The sequence below is a fragment of the Algibacter pectinivorans genome (assembly GCF_900112595.1).
In the GTDB taxonomy this organism is placed as follows: Bacteria; Bacteroidota; Bacteroidia; order Flavobacteriales; family Flavobacteriaceae; genus Algibacter_B; species Algibacter_B pectinivorans.
In genome coordinates this window covers 209,456-224,378 of sequence record NZ_FOMI01000002.1, presented here as the reverse complement: position 1 = coordinate 224,378, position 14,923 = coordinate 209,456, and the positions used below count along the sequence as shown (strand labels likewise).

Annotated in this window: 13 protein-coding genes; 7 read left to right on the top strand and 6 right to left on the bottom strand. The window is 34.8% G+C overall.

Annotated features, from left to right (window positions below; all coding sequences use genetic code 11):
- Positions 1-3: 3 nt before the first annotated feature.
- Positions 4-414, bottom strand: a complete 411-nt coding sequence (locus BMY96_RS03645; protein WP_092849224.1) for a hypothetical protein — start codon at positions 412-414, stop codon at positions 4-6.
- A gap of 197 nt (positions 415-611) precedes the next feature.
- Positions 612-1,622, bottom strand: a complete 1,011-nt coding sequence (recA, locus tag BMY96_RS03640) for a recombinase RecA (RefSeq protein WP_092849221.1) — start codon at positions 1,620-1,622, stop codon at positions 612-614.
- Between the two features lie 498 nt (positions 1,623-2,120).
- On the opposite strand from recA, the gene trhO reads away from it, so the two are divergent.
- The 7 genes from trhO (at position 2,121) to BMY96_RS03605 (ending at position 10,350) form a co-directional block, all read left to right on the top strand.
- On the top strand, positions 2,121-3,185 hold the full coding sequence (gene trhO, locus BMY96_RS03635; protein ID WP_092849219.1) for an oxygen-dependent tRNA uridine(34) hydroxylase TrhO: 1,065 nt from the start codon (positions 2,121-2,123) through the stop codon (positions 3,183-3,185).
- 272 nt (positions 3,186-3,457) lie between these two features.
- A complete protein-coding gene (locus tag BMY96_RS03630; RefSeq protein ID WP_245750531.1) occupies positions 3,458-4,378 on the top strand; it encodes a radical SAM protein in 921 nt (306 codons plus the stop codon).
- Between the two features lie 217 nt (positions 4,379-4,595).
- Positions 4,596-5,927 carry a PSP1 domain-containing protein gene (locus tag BMY96_RS03625; RefSeq protein ID WP_092849214.1) on the top strand — a complete coding sequence of 444 codons (1,332 nt, stop codon included), beginning with the start codon at positions 4,596-4,598 and terminating at the stop codon, positions 5,925-5,927.
- Complete coding sequence (locus BMY96_RS03620; RefSeq protein ID WP_092849211.1) at positions 5,914-6,408, top strand: gliding motility lipoprotein GldH; 495 nt, start codon at positions 5,914-5,916, stop codon at positions 6,406-6,408. The genes BMY96_RS03625 and BMY96_RS03620 overlap by 14 nt, the downstream gene beginning before the upstream one ends.
- Before the next feature lie 46 nt (positions 6,409-6,454).
- Positions 6,455-8,803, top strand: a complete 2,349-nt coding sequence (locus BMY96_RS03615; RefSeq protein WP_092849206.1) for a penicillin-binding protein 1A — start codon at positions 6,455-6,457, stop codon at positions 8,801-8,803.
- A 122-nt stretch (positions 8,804-8,925) separates the two neighbouring features.
- Positions 8,926-9,630 (top strand): CoA transferase subunit A, encoded by a 705-nt coding sequence (locus BMY96_RS03610; RefSeq protein WP_092849204.1) that lies wholly within the window; start codon positions 8,926-8,928, stop codon positions 9,628-9,630.
- 66 nt (positions 9,631-9,696) lie between these two features.
- The gene (locus BMY96_RS03605) at positions 9,697-10,350 is read left to right on the top strand and encodes a 3-oxoacid CoA-transferase subunit B (RefSeq protein ID WP_092849202.1); all 654 of its coding nucleotides are present in this window, start codon (positions 9,697-9,699) and stop codon (positions 10,348-10,350) included.
- A gap of 291 nt (positions 10,351-10,641) precedes the next feature.
- Here the strand turns inward: BMY96_RS03605 and BMY96_RS03600 are convergent, their stop codons facing one another.
- The 4 genes from BMY96_RS03600 to BMY96_RS03585 form a co-directional block, all read right to left on the bottom strand.
- Positions 10,642-12,321, bottom strand: coding sequence for an ABC transporter ATP-binding protein (locus BMY96_RS03600; RefSeq protein ID WP_092849199.1), 1,680 nt, complete (start codon positions 12,319-12,321; stop codon positions 10,642-10,644).
- Positions 12,322-13,035, bottom strand: coding sequence for a 3'-5' exonuclease (locus BMY96_RS03595; RefSeq protein WP_092849197.1), 714 nt, complete (start codon positions 13,033-13,035; stop codon positions 12,322-12,324). It lies immediately after the preceding gene.
- Between the two features lie 25 nt (positions 13,036-13,060).
- Positions 13,061-14,206, bottom strand: coding sequence for a serine hydrolase domain-containing protein (locus BMY96_RS03590; protein ID WP_092849195.1), 1,146 nt, complete (start codon positions 14,204-14,206; stop codon positions 13,061-13,063).
- 185 nt (positions 14,207-14,391) lie between these two features.
- Positions 14,392-14,865: a methylated-DNA--[protein]-cysteine S-methyltransferase gene (locus BMY96_RS03585; RefSeq protein ID WP_092849192.1), complete on the bottom strand. Its 474-nt coding sequence runs from the start codon at positions 14,863-14,865 to the stop codon at positions 14,392-14,394.
- Positions 14,866-14,923: the final 58 nt, after the last annotated feature.

Genomic DNA, 14,923 nt, shown 5'->3' with positions numbered 1-14,923 from the left:
TACTTACTCTACAACGGGCACTTCTATGGTTAAATATTGCGATTCGCCATCGGCATCTTCACCTTGCCAAAACTTAAAAATATACGAACCGTTACTGGTTACTTTAAAATTAAAAGTAGCTTCTACTTCTTCATTTTCAAAAGTTTCACAGTTGTTTTCATCAAAAACATATGTAATTGGTGCTACTGTTCTTTCGTTATTTTCTTTTAAATAATAAAACTCTTTAAAGCTATGGCACGATGATGGATTTAAGTAGGTTACTGTTATTGGATAAATTTCGCCTAACTCAAATTCGTCTGGTATATCCACGCTTTCTACAGGTAAAATTTCAAAACTATAACGCGTACCGTCATCATCAATACTACAAGAGGCACACAGTATAAGTGTTAAACAAAGTACAAGTAATTTTTTCATCGCAAAATAAATTTTAGGGTTATCTACATGTTTGCACTATTAAGATGCAAAACAAACAGATTGGTTGCGTAAAAAATATGTTTATTTGTTTTTGTAGAGCACTAATGGTATTAAAGTTAATACTTTTTTAATGTTTTAATGCTAAGTGGAAAGGCTTTTAAACTAAAAAATCCCGAATTAACGGGATTTTAAATTTTTTATTCTTGTTCTTCTATAAACTTTCTAACCTTGGCTTCAAGCTCGTCCATAAGTTCTGGATTGTCTTTTATCAATGCTTTTACAGCATCTCTACCTTGGCCTAATTTGGTTTCGTCGTAACTAAACCAAGAACCGCTTTTCTTTATTATTTCTTGCTCTACGGCTAAATCTAGAATTTCGCCAACTTTAGATACGCCTTCGCCATACATAATGTCGAATTCTGCTAATCTAAATGGAGGTGCTACTTTGTTTTTAACCACTTTTACACGGGTTTTGTTACCCATAACGTTACCGTCTGTGCTTTTTATTTGAGTAGAGCGTCTAATATCTAAACGTACTGAAGCATAGAATTTTAGGGCGTTACCACCAGTTGTTGTTTCTGGGTTACCAAACATAACACCAATTTTTTCACGTAATTGGTTAATAAAGATTACCGTACAATTGGTTTTGCTAATTGAGGCTGTTAGTTTACGTAAGGCTTGCGACATTAAACGCGCGTGAAGTCCCATTTTAGAGTCTCCCATTTCGCCTTCAATTTCACTTTTTGGTGTTAGGGCAGCCACAGAATCTATTACTACAATATCGATAGCGCCAGAACGAATTAAATTATCGGCAATTTCTAAGGCTTGCTCGCCATTATCTGGTTGCGAGATAATAAGGTTATCGATATCGACACCCAATTTTTCGGCATAAAAACGATCGAAAGCATGCTCTGCATCAATAAATGCGGCAATACCTCCTGCTTTTTGTGCTTCGGCAATGGCGTGTAAGGTTAGGGTTGTTTTACCAGAAGATTCTGGTCCGTAAATTTCAATGACTCTACCGCGTGGATAACCGCCAACGCCTAAGGCAATATCTAAACCTAATGAACCTGAAGGAATGGCTTCTACATCTACTATTGCAGAATCGCTCATTTTCATTACGGTTCCTTTTCCGTAGGCTTTATCTAATTTATCTAAAGTTAATTTTAATGCTTTTAATTTTGCTTCTTTTTCTTTATCGCTGCTCATTTTCTTTGTTTTTTCTGAAAAATTGTATGCTAAAGTACTATATCTTTTTTCATGTTACAATAATAGTTTTCAACAGCCTTAAATGTAGTGGTAAATACTTGATTTTATGAGGTGAAAAAAATATTTTTTGGTTTTACGCAACCTTTTTTAATCTTATGCATCTAGTAATAAAAAGGGAAAAGATATTGCTATCAAATTTACCAAATGAGTTTTTGAAATAACGACTAACTCTAAACTCGATAAAAGGCACCTAAAACAACTATTTTAGGTGCTTTTTTGTTGTTAAGCAGATGTGTGTTTGGTTTTAAAACTATAACCCTGGCTGATAGTTGCGCTAGGGATAGTAATGGAAAGCCCACAGCCTGACGAAGGAAGTGCGAGGACTTGCAATGTATAGCCCGACCTTTAGGGAGCGCCCAAATTTTTAAAATTGTGTAATTGTATATTAATTGTATTTTTGCAGCTTAAAATATTCTTTAACTTAAAATTTAGTATAGCATGCAACTGTACAATACATTAAGCGCGAAGGAAAGAGCTGAGTTAATCGAAAAAGCCGGAAAGGATCGATTAACACTGTCTTTTTACCAATACGCCAAAATTACAAATCCTCAGGAATTTAGAGATCAACTATTTATTACTTGGAACAGTTTAGACGTTTTAGGACGTATTTATGTGGCTCAAGAGGGCATAAATGGTCAACTTTCATTGCCAGCAGACCGATTTAATGAGTTTAAAACACATTTAGATACTATTGATTTTTTAAAAGGCATTCGTTTAAACATTGCTATTGAGCAAGATAACATGTCGTTTTTAAAATTAAAAGTTAAGGTGCGTAATAAAATTGTTGCCGATGGTTTAAATGACGACGCTTTTGATGTGACTAACAAAGGCGTGCATGTTGATGCTGAAAAGTTTAACGAGCTTATTGAAGACGATAACACCGTTTTGGTGGATATGCGAAACCATTATGAGAGCGAAATAGGGCATTTTAAAAATGCGGTAACGCCAGATGTGGATACTTTTAGAGAATCGTTAGATATTATTGAGGACGATTTAAAAGACCATAAGGAAGATAAGAATTTGGTTATGTATTGTACTGGCGGTATTCGTTGTGAAAAGGCAAGTGCATATTTTAAACACAAAGGGTTTAAAAATGTGTTTCAGTTAGAAGGTGGTATTATTGAATACACACGCCAGGTGAAAGATAAAGACTTAGAAAATAAGTTTATGGGGCAGAATTTTGTTTTTGACGAAAGACGCGCCGAACGTATTAGCGATGATGTAATTGCGCAATGCCACCAATGTGGCGATGCTTTTGATGTGCATACTAATTGTGCTAACGATGCTTGCCATTTGCTGTTTATACAGTGCGATAAATGTAAGGAAGAGATGAATAATTGCTGCTCTACAACGTGCAAAGAAATACATGCTTTACCGTACGAGGAGCAAAAGGCTTTACGAAAAGGTCAGGGCAATAGTAACGATATATTTAAAAAGGGTCGTGCCGACCACTTACCGTATAAAAAAGACTTGCGAAACATTTTTGAAAGTTTTAAAAAATAGAAAAAAGGCTCCAAAATTTTGGAGCCTTTTTTAGTGTTGGGTGTTTTGTGGTTTTATAAAGCTGTATAATTTTTTTGGTTTTTTGGAGTTTAATAGTGGGTAAAGGGTTATGTTTTATATATAATGAACAATCAGTTACTATGTAAAACCGATTAATTGTATACTTTTGAAGCGCAGAAAATAATTTAATGGATATATATAAACTTTTAAAACTTAATAAGAAAATAAAAAACCATAGGGTGAAATTTCTGGGGTTGTATATTTTACATAAGTTGAATAAAAGGTATTTAGCGGTAAATTTAGATCCTGTTTTGGCATGTAATTTACGTTGTAAAATGTGTTATTTTACAGATAAAGAATATGTTAAAAAGTTAAAAGGCCAGTTTAAAGAGGAAGAAATTAAACGTGTTGCCGAAACCGTTTTTAGCCGTGCTTTAAAATTACAAGTTGGTTGTGGTACAGAACCTACATTGTACAAGAAATTACCAGAATTAATAGCATTAGGTAAAGTTTATAAAGTGCCATATATATCGCTTACTACAAATGCTAATTTACTTACCGAAACGAAAATAGTGGAACTTTTAAAAGCCGGCTTAAACGAGTTTACCATTTCGCTTCATGGCGTTAAAAGGGAATCTTACGAAAGCTTCATGAAAAAAGCAGATTACGACAAGTTTCATGCTGCTTTTAATGCCTTTAAAAAACTTAAAAAACAATACGATTTTAAAGTGCGTATAAATTATACGTTTAATAAGGATAATTTTCATGAGTTAAAAGACTTTTTTAGTTATTTTGATGGCGATAGTTTCGATATTCTTCAAGTGCGCCCCATTCAAAAAATAGGCAATACAGAATATAATAATTTTGATATTTCGAGTTTAAAGGATAGCTATTCCGAAATAATACAAGGCATTTCGAAACATTGTAAGTCTAATAAAATAACCTTGTTGGCGCCTAAATCAATTACTGAATTAGCACATAAAAACGAAGCTAGTTTTATATTCGATTATACCTTTTGTTATGTGTCTCCTACTAGTTTTTGGAAAGAAAATTTTAATTGGAAAGAAGAAAGTTTTAATGAGTTTAGTAAGAAAATAGGTTGGAGTAAATTACTGTTTTCTAATATTTTTAAATCTAAAAAACAACTTGATACAACATCTAATAAGCTTAATTATGATGTGAACTTTAATTGAAAAAAAATTAAAAAACCCATTGCTTTATAGTCTCTTAGAATAATCTTATATTTACATCTTGAAGCCTTTTTTATTATAGCAGTTATATGTGGGCTTCTTAAAATTTCATTATCAGGTATTTACAGGTTGCTATGCTGTAAGATGAAATTAAAAAAAGAATAGTTACGAACCATCTTCCGCTAGATACTTTTCTATACGGAATCAATATATATAAAATATGGCTTGCGCAAGTTGCTCAACTAAAGACGGCTCTCCAAAAGGCTGCAAAAATAATGGTACTTGTGGTACAGACAGTTGTAATAAGTTAACCGTTTTTGATTGGTTGGCAAACATGTCTTTACCTAACGGAGAAAAACCATATAATTGGGTTGAGGTACGTTACAAAAACGGCAGAAAAGAGTACTACAAAAACACAGAAAATTTAACCTTAAGTATTGGCGATATTGTTGCTACACAAGCCAAATCTGGTCATGATATTGGTATGGTTACCCTTACGGGGGAATTGGTGCGCGTTCAAATGAAACGTAAAAACATTTCGGAAAACCCGGAAGAAGTTCTAAAAATTTACCGCAAAGCAAGTCAGAAAGATATAGATATTTGGTCGGCAGCAAGAGACAAGGAAGAACCTATGAAGGTTAGAGCACGTCAATTTGCAATCGATTTGAAACTTCAAATGAAAATTTCGGATATCGAATTTCAAGGCGATGCTAGTAAAGCGACGTTTTATTACACTGCAGAAGAGCGTGTTGATTTTAGAGAGTTAATTAAAGTTTTTGCACGCGAGTTTAGAACCCGTATTGAAATGAAACAAGTGGGGTTTCGTCAAGAAGCTGCAAGACTTGGTGGTATTGGTTCTTGTGGCCGCGAGTTATGTTGTTCTACGTGGTTAACAGATTTTCGTTCGGTAAGTACATCGGCGGCTCGTTATCAGCAATTATCGTTAAACCCTCAAAAGTTAGCAGGACAGTGTGGTAAATTAAAATGCTGTTTAAATTATGAGCTAGACACGTATTTAGATGCCTTAAAAAGCTTTCCTAAAAACGATACCAAGTTATACACCCAAAAGGGAACTGCAGTTTGCCAAAAAACAGACATTTTTAAGGGCCACTTATGGTATGCCTATGAAGGTGAGTGGATGAATTGGCACAAAATTACAACCGATCAAGCAAACGAAATTATTGAGCTAAATAAGCAAAAGAAAAAAGTAGCTAGTCTTGAAGAATATGCTTCTGAGCTTGTAGAGGTGGATACTAAAGAGGTTTTTGAAAACGTTGTTGGTCAAGATAGTTTAACACGTTTTGATAGTCCAAAAGGCAATAATAAACGTAAAAATAATAGAAGGAAAGGTAATCAGGGTAATAAAAAGCCTTCTAATGCCAAAGGTGCTTCAAACAATAAAAATGCGGCATCAAATAGAAACCAAAATAACCAAAAGCCAAACCCTAACAAGCCTAATGTAAAAAATCAAGGTCAAGGTGGTCAAGGTCAAAACAAACGCAGAAAAAACAACAGGAAAAAACCTCAAAACAATAATAATGCTGCAAAATAAAGTTGTATTATTTTTATTAATAGTTACTATTGTAACAGTGTCTTGTGATTCTAATGGGGTGTATGATAAATACAAATCGGTTCCTAATGCATGGCATAAAGATTCTATTATAAGTTTTAAGGTTACCCCTCCAGATTCTATAAACAAGCATAATTTATTTGTTAATTTAAGAAATACTAATGCTTATAAATTCAACAATATTTTTTTAATTGTCGAAATGGTTTTTCCGCATGGTAAAACAATAAAAGACACTTTAGAGTATAGGATGGCCGAACCAAGTGGTAAACTTTTAGGCGAAGGTTATACCGATATTAAAGAAAATAAGTTGTGGTATAAGGAAGGTGTGGTTTTTCAAGAATCGGGCACTTATACGGTAAACATTCAGCATGCTATGCGCGAAAACGGAAAGGTAAATGGTGTTGTGGAGCTGGATGGTATTACAGATATAGGGTTTAGGGTAGAACATAATAATGCAAAATAAAATGGTCTCACTTGGTTTAGGCTAAGTGTTTTTTAATACATAGTAAATGGCAAAAGCAAAAAAAGAAACTAAAGCAGTTCAAGATTTTTCAAAATATGTCCGTTGGTTTTGGATCGTATTTTTAGGAGGTGTTATTTCTCTTTTCCTGATTTTTTTTCTAACCTCTATTTTCGGGGATTTACCAGATCACACGGTTTTAGAAAATCCTAAAACACATTTAGCTACCGAAATTATTTCTTCGGATGGGCAAACACTAGGTAAATTCTATTTAAACGATAATAGAACGCCAGTTAACTATTCAGAATTTCCTCAACATTTAGTCGATGCGCTTATAGCAACCGAAGATGTTCGTTTTCATGAACATTCTGGTATCGATGCTCGAGGTACGTTACGTGCTATTGTTACTTTAGGTGGCGGTGGTGGTGCAAGTACCGTGTCTCAGCAATTAGCAAAACAATTATTTACAGGAGTGGCTTCTAGAAGTACTTTTGGTAGAATTTCTCAAAAAATTAAGGAGTGGATTATTGCAACGCGTTTAGAGCGTCAATACACTAAAGAAGAAATAATTGCGCAATATTTTAATATCTACGATTTTGGTAACAATGCCGATGGTATTCGTAGTGCAGCACGTATTTATTTTGGTAAAGAGCCTAAAGATTTAAGTATTAAAGAATCTGCTATGTTGGTAGGGATGTTTAAAAATTCGTCCTTATATAATCCAAGGCCAGAGCGTAATCCTGTAGGCGTTAAAAACAGACGTAATGTGGTGTTGGCACAAATGTATAAATACGATTTTATTACCGAAGCTGTAAAAGATTCACTTCAAAAAACCGAACTAGATTTAAACTATTCTCCAGAATCGCATCGCGAGGGTATTGCTACTTATTTTAGGGGGTATTTAGATGGTTTTATGAAAGACTGGATTAAAAACAATCCAAAGCCAGATGGCACAAAATGGAACTTGTATAACGATGGACTAAAAATCTATACAACTATCGATTCACGTATGCAAACCTACGCTGAAAATGCTGTACAGCAACACATGCCAAAGCTACAAGCCGAATTTTTTAACCAAAACACACCGCAAAGAAATCCAACAGCGCCTTTTTTAGATTTAGAAAAAGAGGAAATTGATGCCTTGTTAAAACGCGGAATGAAACAATCTGAGCGTTGGAGGCACATGAAATACGATTTAAAAAAATCTAACGATGAGATTATCAAGTCGTTTAATAAGCCAGTAAAAATGACGGTTTTTGAATGGAAAGACGGTAAAGCATCAGAAGTAGATACGCTCATGAAGCCTATTGACTCTATGCGTTATTACAAATCCTTTTTAAGAACAGGTATGATGTCTATGAATCCGCAAACCGGACACGTAAAAGCATGGGTTGGTGGTATTAACTACAGGCATTTTCAATACGACATGGTAAAACAAGGAAAGCGTCAAGTTGGGTCTACGTTTAAGCCTTTTGTTTACACCGCAGCCATCGATCAATTGCATTATTCGCCTTGCGATGAATTTCCAGATGTACCGTTTTGTATAGAGGCTAATAAATTTGGAAACCCAGAAGAGTGGTGTCCAAAAAATTCTAATGGCGACAGTGATTACGGCGGAACAAGAACTTTAAAAAATGCCTTAGCAAACTCTGTAAATACAGTAACAGCGCAGTTAATAGATAAAGTAGGGCCGCAAACGGTTGTCGATTTGGCTAAAAAACTAGGTATTGAGTCCGAAATGCTTCCGGTGCCATCCATTGCCTTAGGAACACCAGATATTAGTGTATACGAGATGGTAGGCGCATATTCAACCTTTGCAAACCAAGGGGTTTATACAAAGCCTGTTATGGTTACTAGTATTGAAGATAAAAATGGAACTATTTTATACCAGTTTAAACCAGAAACGCGCGATGTATTAAGTGAAGAAACAACGTATGTGGCTGTAAAGCTTATGGAAGGCGTAACACAGATTGGTTCGGGTGCACGATTAAGACATAGTTGGGCTAGAAACAGGCAAGAATACAAGGAGGTTATTACCGGATATCCTTACGAATTAACAAACCCTATTGCAGGTAAAACAGGAACTACACAAAACCAAAGTGATGGCTGGTTTATGGGTATGGTACCTAATTTAGTTACAGGAGTTTGGGTTGGTGCCGAGGATAGAGCAGCGCATTTTAAATCGATAACTTACGGTCAAGGTGCAGCAATGGCATTACCAATTTGGGGTGTTTATATGAAAAGTTGTTATGAAGATGAAGCACTAGATATTTCTAAAGAAGATTTTAAAAAACCTGAAAACTTATCAATTAATGTAGATTGTTCTAAGCATGAAAGTACCTCTGATGCCGATGAAGATCAAGATGAAAATACACCAGAAGATTTAGATTTTGGATAATATCTAAACCTTATAAAATTATAGAGTATAAACCATTCTGAAAAGGATGGTTTTTTTATTTGTTATTAATTTCCACTTATCATTCAATTATTCGTAAATTTATATTGCAAAAACTGAATATAATGATTAATAAAAAAGTAGCAAATGTACAAGATGCCTTAAAAGGCGTATCTGATAATATGACATTTATGTTTGGCGGTTTCGGGCTAAGTGGAATTCCAGAAAATGCCATTGCACAATTAGTTAAACTTGGTGTAAAAGGATTAACCTGTATTTCCAATAACGCTGGGGTCGATAATTTTGGATTAGGGCTGTTGCTTCAAAAAAGACAAATAAAAAAAATGGTGTCCTCTTACGTTGGTGAAAATGATGAGTTTGAGCGTCAAATGTTGTCTGGTGAGTTGGATGTTGAGTTGATTCCGCAAGGTACTTTAGCCGAGCGTTGTAGAGCAGCACAAGCCGGATTTCCTGCTATTTATACACCTGCAGGATATGGTACTGAAGTTGCCGAAGGTAAGGAAACACGAGAATTTGATGGTAAAATGTACGTTTTAGAGCATGCTTTTAAAGCCGATTTTGCTTTTGTAAAAGCCTGGAAAGGCGATGCTGCTGGTAACTTAATTTTTAAAGGAACTGCTAGAAATTTTAATCCTAACATGTGTGGTGCAGCAAAAATTACGGTTGCTGAGGTTGAAGAAATGGTGCCTTTGGGCGAATTGGACCCTAATCAAATTCATATTCCAGGGATATTTGTGCAACGCATTTTTAAAGGTGAAGTTTTCGAAAAACGAATTGAACAACGTACTGTAAGACCAAAAATTACTTAAAGTTAAGCTTACCATAGAGTGAGTAACTTATAACTTTAAATATGTATTAACTTATAACTTAAATAGATGTTAGATAAAAACGGAATAGCAAAACGCATAGCAAAAGAAGTACAAGATGGCTTTTACGTTAATCTTGGTATTGGCATTCCAACACTTGTTGCTAATTATGTGAGAGATGATATAGAAGTTGAATTTCAAAGTGAAAATGGGGTTTTAGGTATGGGACCGTTTCCTTTTGAAGGCGAAGAAGATGCCGATATTATTAACGCTGGAAAACAAAGCATAACAACGCTTCCAGGTGCTAGTTTTTTCGATTCGGCACTTAGTTTTTCAATGATACGTGGTAAGCATGTAGATTTAACCATTTTAGGTGCTATGGAAGTGGCTGAAAATGGCGATATAGCCAATTGGAAAATTCCTGGGCGAATGGTTAAAGGTATGGGAGGTGCCATGGATTTAGTGGCCAGTGCAGAGAATATAATTGTGGCTATGATGCATACCAATAAGCGTGGCGAATCTAAACTGCTTAAAGCATGTAGTTTACCATTAACTGGTGTTGGTTGTGTAAAACGTATTGTAACTAACCTTGCAGTTTTAGAAGTAACAGATCAAGGTTTTAAACTTTTAGAACGTGCGCCGGGAGTAAGCGTGGAAACTATTAAAAATGCTACCGAAGGCACCTTGATTATTGAAGGTGAGATTCCAGAAATGGATATTTAGGCAAAGTCTTTATTGCGGGTAAAATCGCTTAAATGTTAAAATTAAGTGCGTTTCATCGATTAATTGTGTTTTTTAACGATATATTGAAAATCTGTGCTATATTTGTAGAGCCCAATGAAACCAATTTAATATAAAGATTTCCCCAAATCTACCTTAAACTAACCGCTTATGAATTTTGCAACAAATCTACCTGAATTACCTACTAATGACGAAAGCAAATTCAAGGAAACTCTGAAACATAATATTCAGTTTTTTAGGAGTTTGGTTTATTTAACAAAAAAGATATTCATGCTATAATCCTTTTGGAATAGCATGAATTAATTTTTTTGTGTACTCTTTTTTCGGATTGCTATAAATAGTATCGGCGTCATCCAATTCTTCAATTTTACCCTTGTTCATTACCAGTAATTGGTCAGACATATATTTAACTACGGCTAAATCGTGAGAAATAAATATATAAGTAAAACCAAAATCTTCTTTTAGCTCATTTAAAAGGTTTAAAACCTGTGCTTGAACCGATATATCCAAAGCAGAAACCGACTCGTCGCAAACAATTAATTTGGGTTGTAAAGCTATAGTTCTAGCAATACCAATACGTTGCCTTTGTCCGCCAGAAAATTCGTGAGGATAGCGGTTATAATAATCTTCAGATAAACCTACGCGGTTTAAAATTTCAATTACTTTTTGTTTTCGTTCACTATCAGAATTATATAGTTTATGAACTATCATGGGTTCTAAAATGGCTTCGCCAACCGGAATTCTAGGATTTAAAGAGGAATACGGATCTTGAAATATAATTTGAATGTCTTTTCTAAGCGTTCTAATTTTAGATTTTGACAACTTAGTAATATCCACACCTTTATATAATATGGCACCGGCAGTAGCTTTATCTAGTTGCAGTATGGCGTTACCTAAGGTTGATTTTCCGCAACCCGATTCGCCCACCAAGCCAAGTGTTTCGCCTTCGTAAAGTTTAAAACTTACATTGTTTACGGCTTTAAAATGCTGAGGTTTAGAAAACCAACCCGATTTAGAAATATATTCTTTTTCAACATTAATAACCTCTAAAAGTGGTGGTTTTGCATATAGTTTTTCATGATTTTTTTTACGTTGTGCCGTAGTTACAATTTCTGTTGAAATGGTATCATCTAAAAAATCTTGAATAGTTGGTAGTGTTTTAAGTCGAGTATCTAAAGTTGGTCTAGAGTTTATTAAGGCCTTGGTGTAGTTGTGCTGTGGGTTATTAAAAATATCAGATACATGGCCTTGTTCAACAATATTACCTTTATACATAACCAAAACATTGTGTGCAATTTCAGATATTAAAGCCAAATCGTGCGTTATAAAAATAATGCTCATTTTTGTTTCGGCTTGTAATTCTTTTAGCAGGCTAATAATGTCCTTTTGTACCGTAACATCCAGTGCTGTTGTAGGCTCGTCGGCAATTAAAATATCGGGTTTGCAGGCAATGGCTATAGCAATCATAACACGTTGTTTTTGTCCGCCAGATATTTCATGCGGGTATTTTTGATGTGTAATGGCTGCATTGGGGAGTTTAACTTTTTCAAAAAGTAAAAGCGTTTCGTTTTTTGCTTCTTTTTTAGATAAGTTGGTGTGCTGTAATAGGATTTCTTCAACTTGTTTCCCGCAAGTCATCGATGGATTTAACGAACTCATAGGTTCCTGAAAAATCATGGCAATTTTATTACCTCTTATGTTTTGAAATAATTTTGGCGAAAGTGTTGTTAAATCATCGTTATTATAAAGTATGTTGCCAAAATTTATTTTTGATATTTTTTTAGGAAGAATACCTAATATAGCTAAGGATGACACCGATTTACCCGATCCGGATTCGCCTACTATTCCGAGTATTTCATTCTTATTTAAATTATAAGAAATGCCATGAATTACTTCGTTGTTTCCAAACGAAATAGTAAGATTTTTAATTTGTAATATAGGAGTTTCAGCCATTTAAATATGTATAATTTCGTCGTCGGTTAAAATGGAATCGCCTCTTAAGCGTAAAAATATTTGGGCAACGGCAATCGTGTCTTTTTCGCAATAGATAATTATTCTATCGATTTCCTTTTCTTCATAAAACACCCGATACACTTCACTGCCATCAATATCGTCTTTAGGCGATGGAATTCCTAAAACATTGGTTAATAATTTTAAAGAGGTATAGGTTTTATAATCGCCAAATTTCCACAATTCTAAGGTGTCTAAATGTGGTACTTCCCAAGGTTTTTTGCCAAATAAATTGAGTTTGTAAGGTAGTTCAATACCGTTAATAATCATGCGCCTTGCAATATAAGGAAAGTCGAATTCCTTACCGTTGTGCGCGCAAAGTAAATGTTTGGTTTGACTAAAATGAGAAATAATAAGATTTTTAAAGTCCTTCAATATTTTTACTTCATCGCCATAAAAGGAAGTGACTCTAAATATTCTGTTTTCACCCTGAAACGTAAAATAACCCACCGAAATACAAACTATAAGGCCAAATTCTGCCCAAATTCCAGCACGATCATAAAACTCTTCGGCTGTATAATCTTCTTTTCTTTGGTATCTCGATTTTTGCTCCCAAAGGGCTTGTTTGGTGTCATCTAAATCTGAAAAATACTGCGTTTCAGGAACCGTTTCAATGTCCAGAAATAATATGTTTTCGAGGTTTAATTTACTAATCATCTTTAATTTCCGCGAAAGCGATAATTTATTTATTCATCATTTTATAGGCTTCTTCAATATACACCGTAATATCGTTTGTAAATTTACCAATGCCTTGGTCTGGCGATTTTTTATGTCCTAAACGCACAATTATTACATTGTCTTCGGGCTCCACAATGACGTATTGTCCTAAATGCCCGCGCATCATAAAAAAATGTTTGTCTCCAACATTTTTTAACCACCAGCCATAGCCATATTCTGGACTTTCTTTAAAGCGCGGTGTAATACTTTTTTTAACAAAAGCGGAATCTAAAAGCTGTTTACCATTCCATTTTCCATTGTCCTTATATAATTTTCCAAAGCGTGCAAAATCTCTTGCGTTACTTGCTATACAGCAAAAGGCTTTTGCTAATTGGTTATCTTCATCGTCTACCTGCCAATACGCATCGTTTGCGGCTCCCATAGGTTTCCAAAAACTTTCGGATAGGTAATTGGATAGCGTTTTACCAGTTGCTTTTTTTAATACCATACCTAAAAGTTGTGTGCTTCCGCTTAAATATTCAAAAGATTCTCCTGGTGTTTTTACTACTTTCTGGTTTAAAATGGTTTCGGCTAAATCGTCATCGTAATTGGCCCTTGCGGTAACCGAAAACGGACTCGTGTAATGCTCTACCCAATCCAGACCAGAGGCCATGGATGATAGATCGCCAACGGTGGTTTTGGCGTAATTATATTGCGGATAAAAATCGCTAAGTGGCTGGTCTAGGTTTTTTATATAACCATCCATAATGGCTTTTCCTAAAAGGGCAGAGGTTATACTTTTTGCCATTGAAAACGAATTGGTTTTTGATGCGGCATTAAAACCATCGTAATATGTTTCGAACCAAATACTATCGTTTTTAATAATTACATAAGCTATGGTTCCCCAATCTTTATTTACTGTACTCAGTTTTTCGGTTGGTTGTACGCTGTTATAGTTTTTATGTATTGGCCATTCATCTACCGTGTCGCCTTTTTTTATGGTGTCGTTTTCAAAGTACGGATAGTCATCTATAAAGGCCGTTTTATGTCCTGTAAAATAGACAACTTTTACACCTCTAAGGATATATTCGTAATCGAAAATGTATAATGCAATTATGATAATGGCCAATAGAGCCATAAGCCACTTAAATAGCTTTTTTATAAATTTCATGTTTTTAAAACGTTTTTAATGTACTAAATATAGGGAATCTTTAAAAAGTATACTTTGTTTTTTTGGTAAAACTTGATGTTGGCAAATAGGTGCGTTAGCGATAGTAGTGGTTAGCTTTTGGCGAGCGGCCGCTTTGAGCCAAAACTAGTAACGTATAGCGCGACCCTTGTGGTAACGCCCAAAACTTAAAACAAACTTTGTTGTTTATAGGGACTTTCGTGTTCTAGCAACCATTTTTTACGGTGCAAACCGCCTGCATAACCTGTAAGTGAGCCGTTGCTGCCTATTACACGATGACACGGCACGATAATCCATAATGGATTTTTACCATTAGCATTGGCCACAGCGCGAATAGCTTTAACATCGCCCAATTGTTTTGATAATTCTAAATAAGAGGTTGTTTTTCCGTAGGGAATTTGCTCTAGAGTGCTCCAAACGCGTTTTTGGAAATCTGTGCCGCTAGCATTTAATTTAAGGTTGAATTGTTTGCGCTGGCCCGTAAAATATTCTTGGAGCTGAATTGCACAATCCTCTAATTCTACGGGAATAATATCTGTAATTTTTTCTTCGGAATTGAGCACGGTAACAGATGAAATGCCATCAACATCACCAATTATTTTAGTGAATCCTAAAGGTGATTTAATGATGCAGCTTTCCATCTGAATTGTTTTATTTTAAATGGTTAATTGCAACATTCATGTTGGTTTAAATATGAAT

What these genes read in the sequence shown, in the direction of transcription:
- BMY96_RS03585 (WP_092849192.1), bottom strand. Translation starts at nt 14,865, where the DNA reads ATGGAAAGCTGCATCATTAAATCACCTTTAGGATTCACTAAAATAATT.
- recA (WP_092849221.1), bottom strand. Translation starts at nt 1,622, where the DNA reads ATGAGCAGCGATAAAGAAAAAGAAGCAAAATTAAAAGCATTAAAATTA.
- BMY96_RS03605 (WP_092849202.1), top strand. Translation starts at nt 9,697, where the DNA reads ATGTTAGATAAAAACGGAATAGCAAAACGCATAGCAAAAGAAGTACAA.
- BMY96_RS03610 (WP_092849204.1), top strand. Translation starts at nt 8,926, where the DNA reads ATGATTAATAAAAAAGTAGCAAATGTACAAGATGCCTTAAAAGGCGTA.
- BMY96_RS03625 (WP_092849214.1), top strand. Translation starts at nt 4,596, where the DNA reads ATGGCTTGCGCAAGTTGCTCAACTAAAGACGGCTCTCCAAAAGGCTGC.
- BMY96_RS03595 (WP_092849197.1), bottom strand. Translation starts at nt 13,035, where the DNA reads ATGATTAGTAAATTAAACCTCGAAAACATATTATTTCTGGACATTGAA.
- BMY96_RS03620 (WP_092849211.1), top strand. Translation starts at nt 5,914, where the DNA reads ATGCTGCAAAATAAAGTTGTATTATTTTTATTAATAGTTACTATTGTA.
- BMY96_RS03645 (WP_092849224.1), bottom strand. Translation starts at nt 414, where the DNA reads ATGAAAAAATTACTTGTACTTTGTTTAACACTTATACTGTGTGCCTCT.
- trhO (WP_092849219.1), top strand. Translation starts at nt 2,121, where the DNA reads ATGCAACTGTACAATACATTAAGCGCGAAGGAAAGAGCTGAGTTAATC.
- BMY96_RS03600 (WP_092849199.1), bottom strand. Translation starts at nt 12,321, where the DNA reads ATGGCTGAAACTCCTATATTACAAATTAAAAATCTTACTATTTCGTTT.
- BMY96_RS03590 (WP_092849195.1), bottom strand. Translation starts at nt 14,206, where the DNA reads ATGAAATTTATAAAAAAGCTATTTAAGTGGCTTATGGCTCTATTGGCC.
- BMY96_RS03615 (WP_092849206.1), top strand. Translation starts at nt 6,455, where the DNA reads ATGGCAAAAGCAAAAAAAGAAACTAAAGCAGTTCAAGATTTTTCAAAA.